The organism is Pseudonocardia kujensis, assembly GCF_021283305.1.
GTDB classification, from domain to species: domain Bacteria; phylum Actinomycetota; class Actinomycetes; order Mycobacteriales; family Pseudonocardiaceae; genus Pseudonocardia; species Pseudonocardia kujensis.
The window spans coordinates 74877-96405 of record NZ_JAJSOK010000016.1 but is presented as its reverse complement, the minus strand read 5'-3'; the positions used below and the strand labels follow the sequence as shown (position 1 = coordinate 96405).

Annotated in this window: 19 protein-coding genes; 6 read left to right on the top strand and 13 right to left on the bottom strand. The window is 75.2% G+C overall.

Annotated features, from left to right (window positions below; genetic code table 11):
- Position 1: 1 nt before the first annotated feature.
- The 6 genes from LWC35_RS14145 to LWC35_RS14120 all read right to left on the bottom strand — a co-directional run bounded on the left by LWC35_RS14145 (position 2) and on the right by LWC35_RS14120 (position 7897).
- On the bottom strand, positions 2–1090 hold the full coding sequence (locus LWC35_RS14145) for a ferredoxin reductase (RefSeq protein ID WP_232870569.1): 1089 nt from the start codon (positions 1088–1090) through the stop codon (positions 2–4).
- Positions 1091–1243: 153 nt separating this feature from the next.
- Positions 1244–1996 (bottom strand): 3-keto-5-aminohexanoate cleavage protein, encoded by a 753-nt coding sequence (locus LWC35_RS14140; RefSeq protein WP_232870568.1) that lies wholly within the window; start codon positions 1994–1996, stop codon positions 1244–1246.
- Between the two features lie 134 nt (positions 1997–2130).
- Positions 2131–4518, bottom strand: a complete 2388-nt coding sequence (ligA, locus tag LWC35_RS14135) for an NAD-dependent DNA ligase LigA (RefSeq protein WP_232870567.1) — start codon at positions 4516–4518, stop codon at positions 2131–2133.
- Positions 4519–4560: 42 nt separating this feature from the next.
- Entirely contained in the window at positions 4561–6264 is a 1704-nt protein-coding gene (locus LWC35_RS14130) for an AMP-binding protein (protein ID WP_232870566.1), read from the bottom strand.
- Complete coding sequence (locus tag LWC35_RS14125) at positions 6261–7070, bottom strand: alpha/beta fold hydrolase (protein WP_232870565.1); 810 nt, start codon at positions 7068–7070, stop codon at positions 6261–6263. The genes LWC35_RS14130 and LWC35_RS14125 overlap by 4 nt, the downstream gene beginning before the upstream one ends.
- On the bottom strand, positions 7067–7897 hold the full coding sequence (locus LWC35_RS14120) for a MaoC/PaaZ C-terminal domain-containing protein (protein WP_232870564.1): 831 nt from the start codon (positions 7895–7897) through the stop codon (positions 7067–7069). The genes LWC35_RS14125 and LWC35_RS14120 overlap by 4 nt, the downstream gene beginning before the upstream one ends.
- A 122-nt stretch (positions 7898–8019) precedes the next feature.
- On the opposite strand from LWC35_RS14120, the gene LWC35_RS14115 reads away from it, so the two are divergent.
- Complete coding sequence (locus LWC35_RS14115) at positions 8020–8643, top strand: TetR/AcrR family transcriptional regulator (protein ID WP_232870563.1); 624 nt, start codon at positions 8020–8022, stop codon at positions 8641–8643.
- A gap of 111 nt (positions 8644–8754) precedes the next feature.
- A complete protein-coding gene (locus LWC35_RS14110) occupies positions 8755–10119 on the top strand; it encodes an MFS transporter (RefSeq protein WP_232870562.1) in 1365 nt (454 codons plus the stop codon).
- A 58-nt stretch (positions 10120–10177) separates the two neighbouring features.
- Here the strand turns inward: LWC35_RS14110 and LWC35_RS14105 are convergent, their stop codons facing one another.
- On the bottom strand, positions 10178–11263 hold the full coding sequence (locus LWC35_RS14105; protein WP_232870598.1) for a uroporphyrinogen decarboxylase/cobalamine-independent methonine synthase family protein: 1086 nt from the start codon (positions 11261–11263) through the stop codon (positions 10178–10180).
- A gap of 363 nt (positions 11264–11626) precedes the next feature.
- On the opposite strand from LWC35_RS14105, the gene LWC35_RS14100 reads away from it, so the two are divergent.
- Positions 11627–12409 (top strand): hypothetical protein, encoded by a 783-nt coding sequence (locus LWC35_RS14100; protein WP_232870561.1) that lies wholly within the window; start codon positions 11627–11629, stop codon positions 12407–12409.
- Positions 12410–12416: 7 nt separating this feature from the next.
- On the opposite strand, the gene mnmA is transcribed toward LWC35_RS14100, so the two are convergent.
- The 6 genes from mnmA to LWC35_RS14070 form a co-directional block, all read right to left on the bottom strand.
- Entirely contained in the window at positions 12417–13493 is a 1077-nt protein-coding gene (gene mnmA, locus LWC35_RS14095; protein WP_232870560.1) for a tRNA 2-thiouridine(34) synthase MnmA, read from the bottom strand.
- A 13-nt stretch (positions 13494–13506) separates the two neighbouring features.
- Entirely contained in the window at positions 13507–14718 is a 1212-nt protein-coding gene (locus LWC35_RS14090; RefSeq protein ID WP_269804130.1) for a cysteine desulfurase family protein, read from the bottom strand.
- Between the two features lie 120 nt (positions 14719–14838).
- Positions 14839–15792, bottom strand: coding sequence for a lysophospholipid acyltransferase family protein (locus LWC35_RS14085; RefSeq protein WP_232870558.1), 954 nt, complete (start codon positions 15790–15792; stop codon positions 14839–14841).
- Complete coding sequence (locus LWC35_RS14080; protein ID WP_232870557.1) at positions 15789–16550, bottom strand: GNAT family N-acetyltransferase; 762 nt, start codon at positions 16548–16550, stop codon at positions 15789–15791. Before LWC35_RS14080 ends, LWC35_RS14085 begins: the two co-directional genes overlap by 4 nt.
- Before the next feature lie 172 nt (positions 16551–16722).
- Positions 16723–17670, bottom strand: coding sequence for an electron transfer flavoprotein subunit alpha/FixB family protein (locus LWC35_RS14075; RefSeq protein WP_232870556.1), 948 nt, complete (start codon positions 17668–17670; stop codon positions 16723–16725).
- Between the two features lie 42 nt (positions 17671–17712).
- Positions 17713–18504, bottom strand: a complete 792-nt coding sequence (locus tag LWC35_RS14070; protein ID WP_232870555.1) for an electron transfer flavoprotein subunit beta/FixA family protein — start codon at positions 18502–18504, stop codon at positions 17713–17715.
- Positions 18505–18992: 488 nt separating this feature from the next.
- Between LWC35_RS14070 and LWC35_RS14065 the strand changes: the two genes are divergently transcribed.
- The 3 genes from LWC35_RS14065 to LWC35_RS14055 are packed head-to-tail and all read left to right on the top strand — an operon-like array spanning position 18993 to position 21519.
- Positions 18993–19310: a hypothetical protein gene (locus tag LWC35_RS14065; RefSeq protein WP_232870554.1), complete on the top strand. Its 318-nt coding sequence runs from the start codon at positions 18993–18995 to the stop codon at positions 19308–19310.
- Complete coding sequence (locus LWC35_RS14060; protein ID WP_232870553.1) at positions 19307–20053, top strand: class I SAM-dependent methyltransferase; 747 nt, start codon at positions 19307–19309, stop codon at positions 20051–20053. The genes LWC35_RS14065 and LWC35_RS14060 overlap by 4 nt, the downstream gene beginning before the upstream one ends.
- Complete coding sequence (locus LWC35_RS14055; RefSeq protein WP_232870552.1) at positions 20050–21519, top strand: 1,4-alpha-glucan branching protein domain-containing protein; 1470 nt, start codon at positions 20050–20052, stop codon at positions 21517–21519. The genes LWC35_RS14060 and LWC35_RS14055 overlap by 4 nt, the downstream gene beginning before the upstream one ends.
- Positions 21520–21529 lie beyond the last annotated feature (10 nt).

The following is a 21529-nucleotide window of genomic DNA, read 5'->3' as shown; positions in this document are numbered from 1 at the left end:
TCTACAGGTCGAGGGTGATGTCGCCGCTGGGAGCGGAGACGCAGGTGCGGACGGGCCGGCCGGGCTGGTCGGCGGCGTCGATCACCTCGCCGGACTGCAGATCGCGGACGGCGCCGGCCTGCAGCTTGCCGACGCAGGTGTGGCAGATGCCCATCCGGCAGCCGTTCGGCAGCAGGGCGCCGGCGGCCTCGCCGGCCAGCAGGACGGGGGTGTCGGGCTCCGCGTCGGCGACGAGACCGCTGGTGGCGAAGGTGATCCGTCCGCCGGTGCCGGCCGCGCTCCCGACGCGCTTCGGGGCGAACCGCTCGACGTGCAGCAGTTCCGGGTCGCCCGCCCGCTCCCAGTGCGTGGCGAGGGTGTCGAGGAACCCAGCGGGCCCGCAGGCCCAGGTCTCGCGGACGGCCCAGTCCGGCACGGCGTCGGCGAGGGCGTCGGGGGTGAGCCGGCCCTGCCCGGCCGTGTGCCGCTCGACGAGGCGCAGCCCGGTCCGCGCGGCCAGCCCGCGCAGCTCCGGCCCGAACACGACGTCGGCGGGCGTGCGGTCGCAGTGGACCAGGACCGCGCCGCACAGGTCGGCCGGGGCGAGCGCGCGCAGCATGCCCATCACGGGCGTGATGCCGCTGCCGGCGGTGACGAACAGCAGCTTCTCCGGCGTCGGCTCGGGGAGCGTGAACTCCCCCGCCGCCGGGCCGAGCCCGACGACGGTGCCGACGGGGGTGTCGTGGGCGAGGCGGCCGGACAGGACGCCGCCGGGGACCGCGGTGACCGCGACCGACAGCAGCGGATCGCCCGGCCGTGAGGTGACCGAGTAGGTCCGCCAGTGCCAGACGCCCGCGACCTGCAGCCCGATCCCGAGGTACTGGCCGGGCCGGTGCGGGGCGAACGAGGTGCCCGGTCGCAGCACGAGCGTGGTGGTGTCGGGGGTCTCGCGCACCACCTTCACCACGCGGGCGCGCGGCGCGGACCGCGACCACAGCGGGTTCAGGGTGCTCAGGACGTCGTCGGGCACCAAGGGCGTGATCAGCAGCCCGGCGGCGGCACGGACGCGCCGGGCCACGCGACTGTCCCGAAACCGGCTTGCGGAGCTCATGACGTCAACGGTAGAGATCACGGATCGGTCACGACCACGACCACGGCCACGGCGTGCGGCCGGTTTCTGTTGCCCGACCAACAACCTCGACGGACAGGAGTGAAGCCCGGTCCGGGCGGGAACCCCTGGGGTTTCCCGGTCGTTCGCCGCCGCTCAGACGCGGATGGCGAGCGCGGCGCGGACGAGGTCGTCGTTGCCCGTGGCGAGCCAGCCGTCCGGCCGGACCAGGACGTCCTCGAAGCCGATCCGGGTGTCGACGCCCATCCGCAGCGCGTACTCCAGCACCGGCCAGGCGCCGTCCTCCTCGCCGTGCAGCAGCACCGGCACGGGGAGCTGGCCGAGCGCCCGCACGATCCGGACCGCCTCCGCGACCGCGGTCTCCGGGTCCGACACCACGGTCGACTCGGCGAGCACGCGCACGGTCTTCGGCGGCACGCCGCTCTGCCGCAGGGTGACGGCGTCGCCGCTGGTCCACACGCCGAGCTCGACGCCGATGCCCACCGTCGCCGCCGCCCGGCAGACCTCCACCCAGCCCTTCTCGTGGACGTTGACCGAGCAGACGTCGGGCTTGCCCAGGCCGAGCCGGCCCCAGCTGAGCACGGCCTCGATCCGCAGGTTCGGGTCCGGCTGGATCCACCGCCCCGTGGTCACGCCGATCTCGACGCCCGGGGCCTCCTGGCGGATCAGCGCCACCGCGTCGCCCACGTGGACCGGGTCGATCGTCTCGTGGCCGAGCGGGTCCCGCGGGTGGACGTGCACGGAGCCGACGCCGAGGCGGGCGACCGCGCGGGCGTCGCGGGCGAGGTGCCGGGCGAGGACGGGCAGCGCCGGGTGCGCGTCCTCCGGACGCGAACCGTTCAGTACCGCCTGCAGCACCGTGCCCTCCTCCTTCTCCAGGATCCGCACCGCACCCCACGCCGGCACGAGACAGGGCGACGACCGGTCAGGCCCGTGCGGGGAGCGGAAGCCGCGAGCCTAGTCGGCCGCCGCTGCGGGTCCGCGCGGCCGGGCCGGGAGATCCCTCCAAGTGCTGACGCGTGTCACGATCCCGACGCGGCCTCGGCGTGTCGGGTGGCCTCCTCGGGGCCGCGGTCCAGCAGCACCCGGAAGCCTTCCTCGTCGAGCACCGGGACACCGAGCTCGACGGCCTTGTCGTACTTGGAGCCCGGGGCGTCGCCGGCGACGAGGAAGGCCGTCTTCTTCGAGACCGAGCCGGCCGCCCGGCCGCCCCGGGCCATGATCGCCTCCTTGGCCTCGTCCCGGGAGAAGTTCTCCATCGAGCCGGTGATCACGATCGACAGGCCCTCCAGCGTGCGCGGGACCGACTCGTCGACCTCGTCGACCATCTGCACCCCCGCGGCCCGCCACTTCGCGACGACCTCGCGGTGCCAGTCGACGGTGAACCAGTCCCGCACCGCGGCGGCGATCGTGGGGCCCACGCCCTCGACGCCGGCGATCGGCGCCAGCGCGGCGGCGACCGCCTTCGCCTGCGTGCGAGTCGCCGCTTTCTGGGCCTTCTCCGCCTCGGCGGCGAGGGCCTCGGGATCGGCGTCGTCGGTCGAGGTGTCGACAGAGGTCTCGGCAACGGTGTCGGCGGCCCTGTCGGCGGCCGTGTCGGCGGCGCTGTCCGCGGCGTCGGCGGGGACCGCCGGACCGTCGGACGAGTCCGGCTCCTCGGCGGCGGACCCGTCCGACGTGATCTCCACCCCGGCCTTCTCGGTCTCCTCCCACGCCGTGGCCGCGGCCTGCTCGATCGCGTCCATGGAGTGGAACTCGCGGGCCAGCGCCTGCGCGGCGGTGGGCCCGACGTGCCGTATCGACAGGCCGACCAGCACCCGCCACAGCGGCCGGTCCTTGGCCGCCTCCAGGTTCTGCAGCAGCTTGCGGCCGTTGGCCGACAGCGCCCCCGCCTTGGTGCGGAAGAGGTCGACCTGCAGCAGGTCCTCCTCGGTGAGGGCGAACACGTCGCCCTCGTCATGCACCACGCCGGACTTCAGCAGCGCCGTGGCGGCCTCGTAGCCCAGGCCCTCGATGTCGAACGACCCGCGGCCGGCCACGTGGAACAGCCGCTCCCGCAGCTGCGCGGGACAGGACCGGGCATTGGGGCAGCGCTGGTCGACGTCCCCCGCCTTCTGCCGCACCAGCTCCGTGCCGCACTCGGGGCAGTGCGTGGGCATGACGAACGCCCGCTCCTCGCCGGTGCGCACGTCCGTGACCGGGCCGAGCACCTCGGGGATCACGTCGCCCGCCTTGCGGATGACCACGCGGTCGCCGATCAGCACGCCCTTGCGGCGCACCTCGTCCTCGTTGTGCAGCGTGGCCATCGAGACCGTGGACCCCGCCACCAGCACGGGCTCCATGACCGCGAACGGGGTGACCCGCCCCGTCCGCCCGACGTTGACCTGGATGTCGAGGAGCCTGGTGAAGGCTTCCTCCGGCGGGTACTTGTAGGCGATCGCCCAGCGCGGCGCGCGGGAGGTGGCGCCGAGGCGACGCTGCAGGGCCACCTCGTCGACCTTCACGACCACGCCGTCGATCTCGTGCTCGATGTCGTGCCGGTGCTCGCCCCAGTACGCGACGTGCGCCACCACCTCGTCGATCGAGGTGAAGACGGTGGTGCGGGTGGAGACCGGCAGCCCCCACGCCTGCAGCGCCTCGTAGGAGTGCGACTGCGTGACCGGGGTGAAGCCCTTGCGCCGCCCCAGCCCGTGGCAGATCAGCCGCAGGTTGCGGGACGCGGTGACCCGCGGGTCCTTCTGCCGCAGCGAGCCGGCCGCGGTGTTGCGCGGGTTCGCGAAGGGCGGCTTTCCCGCCTCGACGAGCGCGGCGTTGAGCCGCTGGAAGTCCTCGAGCCGGAAGTACACCTCGCCGCGGACCTCGACGAGCTCGGGCACCGGGAACTCCTCGGTGCCGGTGAGCTTCTCGGGCACCTCCTCGAGGGTGCGCATGTTGAGCGTGATGTCCTCGCCCGTGCGTCCGTCCCCCCGGGTGAGCGCCCGGGTGAGCACCCCGTTCTCGTAGAGCAGGTTCACCGCGAGCCCGTCGATCTTCAGCTCGCACAGGTAGTGCAGGTCCGAGCCGACCTCGCGCACGGTGCGCTCCGCCCAGGCGCGCAGGTCCTCCTCGCTGAAGGCGTTGTCCAGGCTGAGCATGCGCTCGAGGTGGTCGTACGCGGTGAACTCGGTGGAGAACTTCCCGCCGACCTTCTGGGTGGGCGAGTCGGGGGTGCGGAGCCCCGGGTGCTCCTCCTCCAGCGCGACCAGCTCGCGCCACAGCGCGTCGAACTGGCCGTCCGAGACCACCGGCGCGTCGAGCACGTAGTAGCGGAACTGGTGGTCCGCGACCTCGGTGGCCAGCGCGGCGTGCCGCTCCCGCACGTCGTCGGGAACGGTGCTGGTCGGGGGGCTCACTGTCCGGTCCGGGCTCACGGGTGGCAGGTTAGTCGGCCCCACCGACAGATCCGTGCGAACTCAGCGTGCGGCGGCCGCCCACTCCCGCAGGGCGGCGGCGCGGATCTTGGTGCCGTTGGTCCCCGAGGTCGTCGGCATCGTCTCGATGACGTGCACCGTCTCCGGCACCTTGAACTTGGCCAGCCCCTCGGCGCACCAGGCCCGCAGCGCGGCCGGGTCCGGCGCGCTGCCCTCCTCGGGCACCACGAAACCGATCGCGACCGTGGCTCCCGAGGCGTCCGGGACGCCGACGACCTTCGCCGTGTGCACGTCCGGGTGGGCGGCCAGCCGGACCTCGATCTCCGCGGGGTCCACGAGGAAGCCGTGCAGCCGCAGGGCGTCGCCCATCCGGCAGACGTAGGCGAACACCCCGTCGTCGACGATCGTGCCCAGGTCGCCGGAGTGGAACCAGCCGTCGCGGGTGAAGGCGCCCGGGACCTCGGCCCCCAGGTAGGCGTCGACCACGTTGGGCCCGCGGAACTGCAGCTCGCCCTCGTGGCCGGGGGCGAGCACCTCCTCGGTGACCGGGTCGGCCACCCGCACCTCGATGCCGGGGTGGACGACGCGTCCGCCGCCGACCCAGCGGCCCGGCTCCGGCTCGTCGTCCGGCCAGTGGGAGGTGAGCGCGAACAGCTCCGACGAGCCGTAGACCCCGGAGGTGAGCGTGCCGAACTCGTCGCGCGCCCAGACGGCCAGCTCGCGGGAGCGGCCCTGGAAGTCCGCCACGCCCCACCAGCGCCAGGCCGAGAGGTCGCGCGGGCGCTCCCGCCACGCCTCGGCCAGCCGCAGCACCAGGTCGTCGCCGCCGACGACGTGCGTGACGCCGAGGGACTCCATGTCGTCGAGCACCGCGTCGGCCGAGAACACCGGCGCGAACACGCAGACCCCGCCGGCGGCCAGCGCGGCCATCGCCGTCTGGTAGCCGAACACCCCGGAGAGCGGCAGGGCGCAGAGCACGGGGTCGCCCTCGGCGATCCCGAGGGTCGCGGCGTCGGCGGCCGCGTGCGCCAGCACGCCGCTCGCGGAGTGCGCCGCGAGCTTGGGCATGCCGGTCGAGCCGGACGTCGTGAACGCCACGGCGAGGTCCGCGGGGTCCGAACCGGGCACCGTGCCGTCGATCGAGCCGTCGGTCAGGGTCGGCACCCACGCGCCGCCGCCGACGTCGGCGCCCGCCGGGTCCGGTGCCTCCCGGCCCGGGCCGGCGACGACCGCGACCGGCGGGGCGGGCCCGTCGCCGATCGCCTCCTTCAGCCGGCCGAGCAGGTCGAGCCCGTGGAAGTCGTGGGCCAGGGCGACGAGCTTCGGCCGGGCGCGCTCGAGGACGTGCCGGACCTCCTCCACGTTGTACCGGGTGTTGATCCCGATGACGTGCGCCCCGCGGGCCGCGACCCCGAACTGCCAGGCCAGCGCGTCGCTCCAGTTGGGCATCCACACGGCGACGCAGTCTCCGGCGCCGACCCCGCGGGTGCGCAGCTCCTCGGCCAGCGCGCCGGTGCGCCGCCACAGCTCGCCGCGGGTCACCGGGATCCGCTCGCCGGCCGGGCCCTTGTCCAGCACGACGACCGGGTCGGGGTCGCGCGCGGCGAGCCGGCCGAGCAGGTCCGGGAGGTCCCGCGGCACCGGGCCCGACGCCGGGAGCGGCGAGACGGGGTGCGGGGCGACGAGCGGCTCGCGCTCCTCGTCCGATCCGTCCGATCCGTTCGCTCCGTCCGCGACCACGCTCATGCCGCCACCTCGCTCCCGAGCTCCGCGAGCCAGCCCGCGAGCACGCCGTCGAAGCCCTCGATCTCCTCCATCGGATAGTGCCCGATCCCGTCGAGGACCGTGCACCGCGCGCCGGGGATCAGCGCGGCCGCCGCCCCGGTGCCGGCGGCCGGGACCCACAGGTCGTCGGCGCCGACGACGAGGTGCGCCGGGCAGGTGACCCCGCCGAGGCGCTCGCGCAGGTCGTGGGTCGTCCAGCCGATCAGGTCCGAGTTCGAGATCGCCGGGTCCTCGCGCCGGTGCATCGTCGCGATCAGCTCCGCCCGCTCCGCCGGCACCGAGCGCCCGACGACGGCGAGCGTCCCCAGGTAGGTCCGGTCCGTCCGGCTCGGGGCGGCGACGTCGGCCAGCTCGCGGCGCAGCCCGCGCTCCGAGGGCGTGCCCCCGGTCCAGGCGTTCGCCGCCATCGCCACGACGCCCGCCAGCCGGTCCGACGCGCGCGCGGCCAGATCCAGGGTGATCTTCCCGCCGATCGAGCAGCCGACGACGTACGGGCGGTCCAACCCCAGGGCGTCGATCAGCTCGAGGCACCAGGCGGCGTAGTCGCCCAGGTCGGTGACCGGGCCACCCGGCGCGGGCTCCGACCGGCCGTGCCCGGGCAGGTCCGGCACCACCACCCGGAAGCCGCGGGCGGCCAGCGCCGGGGCGACGTGGCGCCACTGCACCCCGCTCTGCCCCGCGGTGTGCAGGCACAGCACGGGAGCGTTCCCGCCCGGCCCGTGCTCCTCGACGAACGCCAGCGCGCCCGCGATGTCGACGTACCTCATGCGATCCCCCGGGCCGCGTCGACGATCAGGTGCAGGGCCTTCGTCAGACGCAGGTACTCGTAGCCGTTGCCGCGCATGCCGAACCGGCCGGACATCGCGAAGCGGGTGAACTCGTTGGTCGGGGCCGTGACCAGCTCGGTCCAGGTCAGCTCGTCGGCCTCGACGGTGAAGGTCGGGCCCAGCGCCGCGCGCCCGGCCACCTCGATGACCTTGCCGCGGTAGACCCGCAGGCACACCTCGTGCTCGCCGGCACGCAGCCCGATCGCCCCGTCCCAGGTGGCCAGCGACTCGGCGAAGGCCGGCGGCAGCGCGGCGACCAGCGCCTCGCCCCACGCGACGGTCCCGAACGCCCGGCCCACCGGGTCCGGGCCCGGCCCGGCCGCGTCGACCAGCGCCGACGTGGTGCCCTCCTGCACGGTGCGACCCTGCTCGTCGACCAGCCGCATGTGCCGGGTCACCACCCCGGCGTCGCCCTTGCGGGTGCGGCGGCAGCGCACCACCGTCATCTCCAGGCGGAGGGTGTCCCCGACCCGCACCGGCAGCCGGTAGCTCCAGTGCGTGTCCAGCAGCCCACGGATCGCCGACCCGTGCAGACCGAGGCCCTGCAACAGGCCCATCGCCACCGCGATGCCGAACGGCCCCTGCAGGATCCCGTCCGCCCCCGCGTGCAACGGGTGGTCGTCACCGGAGAGCCGGGTGAACTCCGCCAGGTCGGCGGCGGTGACGGTCCGGGGCGCGCTGGTGAAGCGCTCCCCGACCGTGAACTCCTCGAACCGGCGGCCCGGCCCGGTCCGGGTGTCGGGTCGCAGGACCTGGTCGGTCGTCACGCGAACCCCCTTCGTCGACGACGGTGTGCGGACGGCGGCACGAACGAACGTTCTTGCATGTTCGACGAAACCACCCGGCTGCACCCGTCGTCAAGCGCCGGGACTGCACTAGCCTGGGCGACATGAACGATCGTTCCTCGGTGCTCCTGGTCGCCGACACGGGGCGCGGGAACGAGGCCGCGATCCTCAACGCCGCGCTGGCCGCGTTCGGCGCGCAGGGGTTCAACGGCGCCTCGATGCGCGACGTCGCGAAACGCGCCGGCACCAGCCTGTCGAACCTCTACAACTACTTCCCCTCGAAGTCGCACCTGCTCGCCGAGGTGCTGCGGCACGCCAACACCGAGCTCGAGGCGCGGGTCCGGCGGGCGGTCGCCGACGCGGGCGACGACGCCACCTCCCGGATGCGCGAGGCGGTGCGCGCCTACGTCGGGTTCGTGGTGGACCAGCAGCTCGCGATGCTGGTCTCCACCGCCGAGGTGCGCTACCTGCAGGGCGAGGACCGAGCGCGGCTCGTGGCCGACCGCGACCGCACGCAGGCGATCTTCGGCGCCATCGTGGAGCAGGGCGTGGCGCACGGGGAGTTCCGCACGCCGCACGCCGCCGACGCCGCGCGCGCGATCCTGTCCATGGTCAACGCCGTCGCGACCTGGTACCGACCGGACGGCCGGCTCTCCCGGGGACAGCTCGCCGAGCAGCACGCCCGGTACGCGCTGGCCCTGCTCGAGGCACCGCTGCCGCACGTCTGACACCCCACCCCTTGTCCACCCGGGACACCGCGGTTACGGTAAGAACGATCGTTCGTACCGTCGCTCGCACCCCGCGGGCGACGCAGCCGCACCGTGGCGGAGGTTGCCGACATGTCCCCCGAGAAGCTCGACCGGGGGGAGCACACCGCTCCCCCGCGCATGGGAAGGCTCGCCGCGGCCGCGGTCTTCGCCACCACTCTCGAGTGGTTCGACTTCCTGATCTACGCGACGGCCGCCGCGCTCGTGCTCGGCCACCAGTTCTTCCCCTCGGCCAGCCCGGTCGCCGGCACGCTCGCCTCGTTCGCGACGTTCGCCGTCGGCTTCGTCGCCCGGCCGCTGGGCGGCATCATCGCCGGGCACGTGGGCGACCGGTTCGGCCGCAAGCCCCCGCTCGTCGTCGCGATGCTGGTCATGGGCCTCGCGACCACCGCGATCGGCGTGCTGCCGGGCTACGCCACCATCGGCGTCTGGGCGCCGATCCTGCTCGTGGTCGCGCGGCTGGTGCAGGGCCTGGGCGTCGGCGCGCAGTGGGGCGGCGCCGCGCTGCTGCTCACCGAGCACGCGCCGATCGAGCGCCGCGGGTTCTACGGCAGCCTCGTGCAGACCGGCGCGATCTTCGGCGCCGTGGCCGGCAACGTCTTCTTCCTGGTCATCACCGCCGTGACCACCCCGGAGCAGTTCGACTCGTGGGGCTGGCGGATCCCGTTCCTGTCCGGCCTGGTGCTGGTGCTGATCGGGATCTACGTGCAGCTCAAGATCGAGGACACCCCGGTGTTCCGCGAGCTGCAGCAGCGCTCGGTCGAGTCGAAGCGGGAGGCCGGGCTGCGCAAGGCGCCGCTGGTCCAGGCGGTCCGCCGGTACTGGAAGGAGATCCTGCAGGCCGCGGGCGCCTTCTTCGTGGTCAACGCGACCTTCTACATCCTCATCAGCGGCATGCTCGACTACGCGACCAAGACCGTCGGCATGTCCCGCACCTCGATCCTGTGGTGCGTGATGGGCGCCGGGCTGACCCAGGTCGTCACGATGCCCTTCTTCGGCGGGCTCACCGACCGCATGGGCACCCGCAAGAAGCTGTACCTGACCGGCACCGTGCTGATGGCGCTGTTCGCGTTCCCGATGTTCTGGATGGTGAACACCGGCTCCGTGCCGCTGGTCTTCCTGGCGCTGCTGATCGGCTTCACGATCCACGCCACGATGTACGGCCCGCAGGCCACGCTGTACGCCGAGATGTTCCCGGCCGACGTCCGGTACTCCGGCGCCTCGCTCGGCTACCAGTTCGCGTCGGTGTTCGCGGGCGGGCTCGCGCCGTTCATCATGACCGCGCTGCTGGCCGCGACGGGGGCCTCGTGGTCGGTGTCGCTCTACATCGTCGCGGGCGCGGCGGTCACCTTCATCGCCGTCGCGACGATCAAGGAGCGGTTCCGCCGGGACCTCTACGAGACGTCCGACGCCCCGGTGGCCGTCCCCGCCTCCTGACCCGGGCTCGCACGAACGGCGCTCCCACCCGGTGGGGGCGCCGTTCGCGTGCGGGCGGTCAGCGGCCCGTCTGCTCGGTGCCCGGCAGCTCGTCCGGGTCGGTGAACGCCCGGCCGAGGTCGCGGCTGAGCTCCATCGCCCGCCGTGCCCAGTCCGGGGTGGCCCGGGCCAGGCCGCCGGCCGGTGTCGGGACGGCCAGCTCGGCGAGCCGGGCCCGGTCGAACCCGAGCCGGTCGGCCAGGTCGAAGGCCCGCCGCGCCAGGGTCGCGGTCTCGAGCGGCTCGCCCGGGTCGCGAACGGGGACCAGACCGAGGAAGAGCGGCAGGCCGGCGTCCCACACCTCGCCGACGGCGTCGAGCGCCGCGGGCAGGGCGGTGTCGCCGGAGATCGACGGCCGGGTGGCGTCGATGCCGAGGGCGGCGGCGCCGACGTCGCGCAGGACCCGCAGCGGGGGACGGTCGCCCGGGACCCGCACCGTGACGGGCACCCGCAGCGCCGAGATCATGTCGCGCAACGTGTCCTGGGCCTCCGGCTCGGGCACCGCCCGCACCGTCCCGTAGCCCGACGCCGTGGGCAGGGCACCGGCCAGTACCGCGGCGAGGCGCGGCTCGTCGAGCTGGACGACGACGTGGGCGCCCGTCCGCTCCGCCACCTCCGCGACGTGCGCGCGCAGGCCCTCGGTGAGGCTCACGGCGAACTCCCGGACGGCCCCGCGGTCGGTGAGCACCCGGTGCCCGCTCGCCAGCTCGACCGACGCCGCGAGCGTCCAGGGGCCCACGACCTGCACCTTCACCCAGTCCGGCCGGGTCCGGTCGCAGGCCTCGTCGAGGGCGTCGAGGTCGGCGCGCAGCAGGTCGACGGCGCGGCGGTGGTCCTTGCCCGGGCGTGCGGTGACCCGCCAGGCCGTGGGCACGACCTCCACCGCCAGGTCGACGAGCAGACCCGCGGCCCGGCCGACCGGGTCCGCGCCGACGCCCCGGGCCGGCAGCTCCGGCAGGTGCGGCAGCAGCGGGAACTCCCCCGCGACGGTCGCGGCGGCCTCGCGCGGGTCGGTGCCGGGCAGCGAGCCCACGCCCGTCGCCGCACCCGCGGGCCACCGCTCGGTCGGGCCCTCCTCCTCGGGTTCCTCCGGGGCCGCGCTCACCTGGATGCGCGGCTCGGGGGCGACCGACTCCCCCGGGCGGGCGTCGCCCAGGCCGGCGGCGGCGAGGGCGGCGGCCAACGGGTCGTCCTCGGGTTCGGACTTCTCCTCGCCCAGGCCGGCGGCGGCAAGGAGGGCGGCCAGCGGGTCGTCGGGCGTGCTCACGGGGTCGAGTCTCACACTGCCGCCGGCGGCGTGCCGCGCCGGGCCCGGTATGCCGGGGACAAGGCGGACACGGTGCCGGGACGGGGCGGGGGCGGTGCAGGAACTGCGTACGGACCGGGGTCCTCAGGCCCTGCCCGGCGGCCGGCCGCGCGCCCATGCTCGCCCCGCGCGGGCGGCGCCGCCTCAGGGTTGGGGGACCTCATGGGCACATGGACGGGGATCCGGACGACGCGGCTGCTGGGGGCGGCGACGGCGGTCGCGGCGCTGGTCGGCGGGGTGGTCGCGTGCGCGGCCGGCCCGGCCCCCACCGCGGGCGCCGCGGAGGCCCCCGCCCCGCTCGACGCGACCTGCACGACCCTGGTGAAGATCGACGCCGTGCCCCCGCCCGCCGGTGATCCGTCGACACCCGACCCGGCCGCCGTGCGGGAGTGGGCCGGCCGGATCCTGCCGCTGATCGACTCCGCGGTCACGACTGCGCCCGCGGACGTGTGGCCCTCGCTGACCGCATTGCAGGGCGTGCTGCGGTCGACCGCGGCGACCGGGACCGCGGCCGCGACGGACGCCCCGGTCGTCGCGCGGAGCGTGAACGACTACGAGTCCTGGGCCTACGACCACTGCGGCTACCAGCAGGTCCAGGTCACGGCCACGGAGTACCGGCTCGACGGCGTCCCCGCGACGCTGCACCCGGGTCCGGCGGCGTTCCGGCTGACGAACCGGTCGACGGCGAACCTGTACCACGGTCTGCTGATCGTGCGGCCGAAGGACCAGGCCGTGACCGTCGCGCAGGTCGTGGCGACGGCGCCGGAGCAGCTGGCGCAGCAGGTGGACGTGGTTCCCGGTGCGACGACCGCGGCGCCCGGTCAGCAGGGCGGGATGCTGGTCGACCTGCCCGCGGGGCGCTACCTGGTGCTCTGCCCGCTCGGCAACGGCGACGGGCCGCCGCACCTCATGCGCGGCATGGTCGCCGAGGTGTCGGTGATCTGAACCGGGCTCACGCCGTCGCGGTGATGGTGGCCGAGCCGAGCACGACGTCGCCCCCCGGGTCCTCGCGGTAGAAGGCGACCGCCTGGCCGGGCGCGACCCCCCGGAGCGGCTCGGCGAGCTCGACGCGCACGCTGTCCGCCAGCGGCGTGACCTCGGCGGGTGCCGTGCCGCCGTGCGCCCGGACCTGGACGGTGCACGCGAACGGGCCGCCGGGCGCGGTGCCCGAGCACCAGACCGGGCGCCGGGCCTCGACGGTCCGGACCTCCAGCGCCGACCCGGGCCCGACCGTCACGGTGCCGCTGACCGGCTCGATCCCGAGCACGTACCGGGGGCGCCCGTCGGCGGCGGGCCGGTCGACGCCGAGGCCCTTGCGCTGGCCCACGGTGAAGCCGTGCACCCCGGCGTGGGCGCCGAGGACCTCCCCGGTCACCGCGTCGACGATCTCGCCGGGCCGCTCGCCGAGGCGCTCGCGCAGGAAGCCGCGGGTGTCGCCGTCGGGGATGAAGCAGATGTCGTGGCTGTCCGGCTTGGCCGCGGTGCGCAGCCCGAGCCGGGCGGCCTCTTCCCGGATCGCGGGCTTGCCGGTGTCGCCGACCGGGAACATCGCGTGCGCGAGCTGGTCGGCGCGCAGCACGGCGAGCACGTAGGACTGGTCCTTGCCCGCGTCCGTGGCCCGGCGCAGGACGCCCTGCTCGAGGCGGGCGTAGTGGCCGGTGCACACGGCGTCGAAGCCCAGCGCGAGCGCCCGGTCCAGCACCGCCGCGAACTTGATCTTCTCGTTGCAGCGCAGGCACGGGTTGGGCGTCTCGCCCGCCGCGTAGCTCGCGACGAAGTCCTCGACCACGTCCTCGGCGAACTCCTCCGACAGGTCCCACACGTAGTACGGGATCCCGAGCACGTCGGCGACACGGGCGGCATCGGCGGCGTCCTCGCGCGAGCAGCAGCCCCGGGAGCCGGAGCGCAGCGCGTCGCGCGTGCGGGAGAGCGCCAGGTGGACCCCGACCACCTCGTGCCCGGCCGCGACCGCCCGCGCCGCGGCGACCGAGGAGTCGACGCCGCCGGAGAGCGCCGCGAGAACCCTCATGAGCCCGGCACCCTCACGCGCTGCCGGCGGTTTCCCGCCGGCGCGTGCCGCCCGCGCTGGCCCGGCGGGCCCGCTCGACGACCTGACCGATGACGTCGACGACCGCGGCGACGTCGGCCTCGGTGGTGGTGTGTCCCATGGAGAAGCGCAGCGAACCGCGCGCCACCGCCTCGCTCGCGCCCATGGCCAGCAGGACGTGGCTGGGCTGGGCCACGCCGGAGGTGCACGCCGAGCCGGTGGAGCACTCGATGCCGTGCGCGTCGAGCAGCATGAGCAGGCTGTCGCCCTCGCAGCCGGGGAAGCTGAGGTGCGCGTTGCCCGGCAGGCGCGACGGGCCGCCGTCGATCACCGCCGTGCCCGGGTCGCCGTTGAGCGTGGCGTCGGGGACGACCGCGCGGATCCGGCTCACCAGCTCGTCCCGCAGGCCGGTGAGCACGGCCGCGCGGCGCGGGGCGTCGGCGACCGCCTTCTGCACCGCGGTGGCCAGCCCGAGGACCGCGGGCGTGTCGAGCGTGCCGGAGCGGACGTCGCGCTCCTGACCGCCCCCGTGCAGCAGCGGCACCATCCCGACCTCGCGGCCGAGCAGCAGCGCGCCCGCGCCGTAGGGGCCGCCGAGCTTGTGCCCGGTGAGGGTGAGGGCGTCGACCCCGCTGGCACCGAAGTCGATGGGCAGGATGCCGACGGCCTGCACCGCGTCGGTGTGCATCGGGACGCCGTACCCGTGCGCGACGGCGGCGAGCTCGCGGATCGGGTTGACCGTGCCGACCTCGTTGTTCGCCCACATCACCGAGACCAGCGCGGTGGCCTCGGGGGCCTCCTCGATCGCGGCGCGCAGCACCTCGGGGCGGACACGGCCGGCGGCGTCGACGGGGAGCAGGACCAGCTCGGCGCCCTCGTGCTCGACGAGCCACTCCGCCGACTCGAGCACGGCATGGTGCTCGATGGCCGAGACCAGCACCCGCGTCCGGCGGGCGTCGGCGGCGCGGCGGGCCCAGAAGAGGCCCTTGACCGCCAGGTTGTCGCTCTCCGTGCCGCCCGTGGTGAACACGACCTCCGACGGCCGGGCGCCGACCGCCGCGGCGATGCCCTCGCGGGACTCCTCGACCTCGCGCCGGGCGCGCCGGCCCGCGGAGTGCAACGACGACGCGTTCCCGGTGCGCGCCATGGCCTCTGCCATCACGGCGACGGCCTCGGGCACCATCGGGGTGGTGGCGGCGTGGTCCAGGTACGTCACGGCCGGGACCCCGCTCGACGTCGGGCTCCCGTGGCGGGCGCGGTCTCCTGGTCGCTCATCGCCGTTCAGGGTAGACGCCGGCCCGCGGCCCGGCCCTCCGGCGGGTGGGTACTACGCGGCCGCGACCGCGCGTTCGGCCCGGGCGGCGAGGGTGCGCCGGTCCCCCTCGGGCGCCAGCACGGGCAGCAGGGTGAGCGTGCAGTCCAGGCGCTCCAGCCGCAGGACGCGCAGCAGCGAGTCCCAGAGGGTCTCGTCGCCCACGAACGCGCCGGCGGTGGTGGGCCTGCCGTCGGGCAGCGCGAGGTCGATGCGGACGGGCCGGACCGGGCGGCCGGCGTCGAGCGCGGCCTGGAACGGGGCCCGCCGGAACGGGCCCGACGCCGAGCCGCACCAGGTCGTGCCCTCGGGGAAGACGCCGACGGTGGTGCCGGCGCGCAGGGCGGCCGCCGTGCCCGCGACGACGTCGGGGAGCCCGCGCAGGCCGGCACGGTCGACGAACAGGGCGCCGGTGCGGCGGGCGATCGCGCCGATCAGCGGCCAGTCGGCCACCTCGCGCTTCGCGATCATCCGGACCGGGGCGACGGCGCCGAGCGCCACGACGTCGATCCACGACAGGTGGTTGGCGACCACCAGCACCCCGCCGTGCCCGTCGCCGTGCCCGTAGGTGGTGCCCCGGATCCGGAGGCGGACGCCCGCGGCACGCAGCACGGCCCGGAACAGGCGCGGGTTCGGGCCGAGGAGCAGGACCGGCAGGGCGACGAGCAGGAGTGCCGTCAGCGCGGTGAGCCGGCGCGCCACGCGGAGGCCGGCCCTCCGATCGGCGCGGGGGCCGGCAACCGGGAGGCAGTCGGGCCCGCACGGCGAGCAGGGCGCCCAGGCCGGGCGGTCGGCGAGCGCCGGGAGGCCGGGGTGGGTGGGGTGGAGGGTCCGGAGCGCGGCGGCCGGGAGGGTGACGTCGCCGGCGGGGAGGGGCTCCGGAGGGCGGGGCGCCGCGCGGCGGATCCGCAGGGCCGTGGTCGGCGAGTCCGCGCGCGGCATGGTGCGGCGCGCGGTCCGCTCGCTCACTGCTCGCCCAGGAAGAAGCGGAGGTAGCGCTGGTCGGCGTGCTCGAGGCCGAGCAGGACGAGGAAGTCGGCGCAGCCGAAGGCGGGATCGTGGGCCGGTTCCCCGCACACCCAGGCGCCCAGCCGCAGGTAGCCGCGCAGCAGCGGCGGCAGGGCCGTTTTGCGGTGGCGGGTGGCGGCCTCGGCGTCCCACGGCCGGTGCGGCGTCACGCGGTACTCGGCCGGCGAGAGGTGCGAGGCGAAGACGGTGTCGCGGACCCCGGCGGCCAGCGCGCCGCCGTCGGCGAGCGGGACGCTCGCGCAGCCGGTCAGCCAGCGGTTGCCGGTGAGCAGCATGTACCGGGCGATCCCGGCCCACACCAGCCCCACGACGGCGCCCGCCCGGTGGTCGGGGTGCACACAGGAGCGCCCGGTCTCGACCAGCTCCGCCCGGATGGGGTCGAGGGCGGTGAGGTCGAACTCGCCGTCGGAGTACAGGCCGCCCGCGGCTCGCGCCCGGCGCGGCGGCAGCATCCGGTAGGTGCCGACGACCTCGCCGGTCGCGTCCTCCCGCACCACGAGGTGGTCGCAGAACTCGTCGAACCGGTCGGCGTCGAGGCCGGGACGCGGGCTGTCGAGCTGCGCGCCGAGCTCCCCGGCGAACACCCGGTGGCGGAGCCGCTGGGCGGCCTCGACGTCCGCGGAGTCGGTGGTCAGCAGCAGCGAGTAGCGCGTGGCCGCCGCCTCGGGCGTCCGGACCAGAACCTGGGATGAGGTCACGCATGCTTGGTATCGGCCGGGTCCGAACACGCACGCCATCGGCGGCGTCCCGCGCGTGAAGGCCCGGTGAACCTCGGCGCGGCGTCACACGGTCGGGTGGCGGCCCCGGGAACGGCGGCGGCCCCGCCCCGGGAGTGAGGGGGGCGGGGCCGCGCGCGCAGGTCCGCGCAGATCAGCTCTTGCGCTTGGTGACTTCCTCCTGCAGCTGCGGCGCGACCTTGAACAGGTCGCCCACCACGCCGAAGTCGGCGATCTCGAAGATCGGGGCCTCCGGGTCCTTGTTGACCGCGATGATCGTCTTCGAGGTCTGCATGCCCGCGCGGTGCTGGATCGCACCGGAGATGCCCAGCGCGATGTAGAGCTGCGGGGACACGGTCTTGCCGGTCTGCCCGACCTGGAACTGGTGCGGGTAGAAGCCCGAGTCCACCGCGGCACGCGAGGCGCCCACGGCGGCACCGAGGGAGTCGGCCAGCCCCTCGACCACGGAGAACTGCTCGGCCGACCCCACACCACGACCACCGGAGACAATGACGCTCGCCTCGGTCAGCTCCGGGCGGTCGCCGCCGGTGACCGGCTCGCGCGACTGCACCGTGGCGCTACGACCCGAGGCGGCCGGGACCTCGACGGTCTCCTCGGCACCGGCGCCGTCGGCCTGCTCGACCTCGACCGATCCCGGACGCAGGGTGATCACCGGGTGGGCGGTGTTGGCCTTGGCCTCGGCGATGAACGCCCCACCGAACACCGAGTGGGTCGCGCCCTCCGGAGAGACGCCCACGACGTCGCCGAGCAGCGCGGAGTTGGTGCGGATCGCCAGCCGGCCGGCGATCTCCTTGCCGTCGGCCGACACGCCGATCAGCACCGCCGCCGGGTCCTTGGACTCGACCAGCGAGGCCAGCACCGACACCTGCGGGGTCAGGAAGTCCGACGAGTCGGTCTCCGCCACGTAGATCTTCGCCGCGCCGTGGGCCTTGAGCCCCTCGGACAGCTTCCCGGCGGACCCGGCCGGGCCGACCACGACCGCGGACGGCTCGCCCAGCGCGCGGGCCGCGGTCAGCAGCTCGAACGTGCTCTTCTTGATCTCCCCGTCGAGATGGTCGACGAGGACCAGAACCTCAGCCATGTTCCTTGTGCCTCTTCTCGGAAGTCGTCTCTACGGGGTGGGTCAGATGAGCTTCTGGCCGACCAGGAACGCGGCGATCTTCTGCCCGCCGTCGCCCTCGTCGGTGACCTTCTCGCCCCCGGACTTCGGCGGCTTGGGCTGCGAGGAGGTCACCGTGGACGTGGCGTTGGCCAGCCCGACCTCGGAGGCGTCGATCCCGGCGTCGGCCAGGGTCAGCGTGGTGACCGGCTTCTTCTTCGCCGCCATGATCCCCTTGAACGACGGGTACCGCGGCTCGTTGATCTTCTCGTTCACCGAGACCACCGCGGGCAGCTCGGCGGTCAGCACGGTGACCCCGTCGTCGGTCTCCCGGCGCACCGTGACCGTCGCCCCGTCCACGGTCAGCTCGCGGGCGTGGGTCAGCGAGGGCAGCCCGAGCACGTCGGCCACCATCGCCGGGATCGCCCCGGTCCGCCCGTCCGAGGCCTCGTTCCCGGCCAGGACCAGGTCCACCTCGCCCAGGGTGCCGATCACCTTGGCCAGCGCCTTCGAGGTCTGGATCGCGCACGAGCCGTGCAGCGCCTCGTCCGACAGGTGCACCGCCTTGTCCGCACCCATGCTCAGCGCCTTGCGGATCGCGTCCGTAGCCCGGTCCGGGCCCATGGCCACGACGGTCACCGTGGAGTCGCCGGCCCCGTCGCCTTCCTTGAGCTGCAACGCCGACTCGATGGCGCGCTCGTTGATCTCGTCCAGCACCGCGTCCGTGGCGTCCCGGTCCAGGGTGTGGTCGCCCGAGGACAGTTTCCGCTCGGAGTAGGTGTCCGGCACCTGCTTGACCAGCACGACGATGTTCATCGGACCTCTTCGACCTCCTGCCGGTTGCGCGGCGGCCGCCCCCGCTCCTGCGAGGGGGCACCACGGCGTGTCGCCTGCCAAAACCTGCGTGCGAACCTAGCGTCGGCCCCGGCGGCGTGCGCCGTCGCGACGCGGGCGGGTGACGCCGGGTCGCCCCCGGGCTCCGTCCGCGGCCGGCACGACACCGCCCGGACCACCGGTCCGCCGGCCCCGCGCCGCCCGTGCCGCCCCGTGGATCGGGGCCCGCAGGGGCCGCGGCATGCCGTCTGACCTGGGCCCGATTGTTACCGTGCGGTATCCGAACAGCAAACGGCGCCCGGGGTGAGCCTGCTCACCAGACCCTTCACCAGCAGCGGTTCGGGCCCCGCGGAGTGACATTCCCCGCGTCGGAGCACGGGGCGCGACGGCCCCGTCCGGGGGTCCTGCGGCCCTAGGATCCCCGTGCCGGCCGGCTCCGCGCCGGCGGACGGGGGGACGGGGGTGCGCGCGTGCTGGTGACGGGCTTCGACGACCGCACGGGTCAGGGGTACGTCGTGCGGACCGGCTCCGACCTGGCCTCGGGCGACCGCGAGGAGGGCACCCGCGAGATCACGCACCAGGGCGTGACCGTGCTGCTGACGGACGGGCTCGCCCTCCTCCTCGACGACGCCCTCGCCCACCGCCCCGTCACCCGGCTCGGGTGGGGCGGGCCCGAGGTCCCCCTCACACTCGACGACCACACGTTGCTGGCCTGGCTGAACGAGTGCGTCGGCGGGATCGTCACCGTGTCCGGCGACCCCGGCCCCGACCCCCGGACCGCCCCGTGAGCACCTCCTCCCTCCCGCTGACCGGCGAGCGGACCGTGCCCGGGATCCCGGAGGAGAACTACTGGTTCCGGCGGCACGAGGCGGTGTACGCCGCGCTGGCCCCGCGGTGCGCCGGCGCGACCGTGCTCGAGGCGGGCTGCGGCGAGGGGTACGGCGCGGACCTGCTCGCAGGTGTCGCCGAGCGGGTCCTGGGGCTGGACTACGACGCACTCACGGCGGCGCACGTCGCCCGGCGCTACCCCCGCGTCGGGGTGGCGCGGGCCAACCTCGTCGCCCTGCCCGCCCCGGACGCCCGGTTCGACGCGGTGGTGTCGCTGCAGGTCGTCGAGCACCTGTGGGACCAGGGGCTGTTCCTGCGGGAGTGCCTGCGCGTGCTGCGGCCGGGCGGCCGGGCGCTGGTGTCCACGCCGAACCGGCTCACCTTCTCCCCCGGCCGCGACACCCCGCTCAACCCCTTCCACACCCGCGAGCTCGGGCCCGACGAGCTCGCCGACCTGGTGCGCGAGGCGGGGTTCACCGAGGTCGAGGTGTTCGGCCTGCACCACGGGCCGCGGCTGCGGGAGCTGGACGCGCGGCACGGCGGCTCGCTCGTCGACGCCCAGGTGGCCGTCGCGCTCGGGGGTGGGGCCTGGCCCGCGGACCTGCTCGCCGACGTCGCGTCGGTGACCGTCGACGACTTCCTCCTCACCCCGGACGACCTCGACGCGAGCCTCGACCTGCTGGTGACGGCGAGCCGCCCGTGAGGGGCACCTTCTGCCTGGTCCTGCACAGCCACCTCCCCTGGGTCGCGCACCACGGCCGGTGGCCGGTCGGCGAGGAGTGGCTCTCCCAGGCGTGGGCGCAGGCCTACCTGCCGCTGGCCGACGTGCTGCGCCGGCTCGCCGCGGAGGGCCGGCGGGACCTGCTGACCCTCGGCGTCACGCCCGTCCTGGCCGCGCAGCTCGACGACCCGCACTGCCTGAGCGCAGTACACACCTGGCTGGCGACCTGGCAGCTGCGGGCGCACGAGGCGGCCGGCCGGCTCCCCGAACTGGCCGCGTACGAGCACCGGCGCGCCGCCGCCGCCCTCGCCGAGTTCGAGGCGCACTGGCGCCACGGCGGCTCGCCGGTGTTCCGTTCCCTCGAGGGCGCCGTCGAACTGCTGGGTGGCCCGGCCACGCATCCCTTCGGCCCGCTGCTCGACCCGCGGGTCCGCGAGTTCGCGCTCGGGGCGGGCCTGTCCGACGCCCGGTGGCGGACCGGGGCGCCGCCGGCCGGGATCTGGGCGCCCGAGTGCGGCCACGCGCCCGGGATGGAGCAGGAGTACGCCGCGGCGGGCGTGACCCACTTCCTGGTCGACGGCCCGGCGCTGCACGGCGACACCGCCTTCGCCCGGCCCGTCGGCGACGGGGTGCACTGCCTCGGCCGCGACCTCGAGGTCACCTACCGCGTCTGGTCGCCGCGCAAGGGCTACCCCGGCCACCGCAGCTACCGCGACTTCCACACCTACGACCACGCGTCGGGGCTCAAGCCCGCCCGGGTCACCGGTCCCGACGTGCCGCCGCACGAGAAGGCGCCGTACTCCCCGGCCCGCGCCGCCGCCCAGGTCGAGCGCGACGCCGCGGACTTCGTCGAGGTCGTCGGGGCCCGGCTCGACGCCCTGCGGGAGACGCACGGCCGGCCCGCGCTGACCGTGGCCGCGTTCGACACCGAGCTGTTCGGGCACTGGTGGCACGAGGGCCCGGCCTGGCTGGAGGCCGTGCTGCGGGCGCTGCCCGCGGCCGGGGTGCGGGTGACGACGCTGCGCGGCGCGCTGGCCGACCCGGGTCTGGTCGGGGAGCCGGTCGAGCTGCCGCCCTCGTCCTGGGGTTCGGGCAAGGACTGGCGGGTGTGGGCCGGCGAGGCCGTCACCGATCTCGTTGAGCAGGGCGCACGGGTCCAGGAAGCGCTGCTCACCGCCGTCGGCAAGGGGCGGTCCTTCGCCCGGGACCCGCTCCTCGACGCCCTCGCCGAGCAGGCCCTGCTCGCCCTGTCCAGCGACTGGGCCTTCATGGTCACCACCGGCTCGACGGTCGACTACGCCCGCGGGCGCGCCCACCGGCACGCCGAGCGGGTGTTCGACCTGGCCCGTCTGCTCGACGAGGGCCGGCGCGAGGAGGCCGGCGCGCTCGTCGGCGGCTGGGAGCGGGCGCCCTTCGGGCACGTCGACGCCCGGCGGCTGCGGGTGTGAGCAGGTCCCC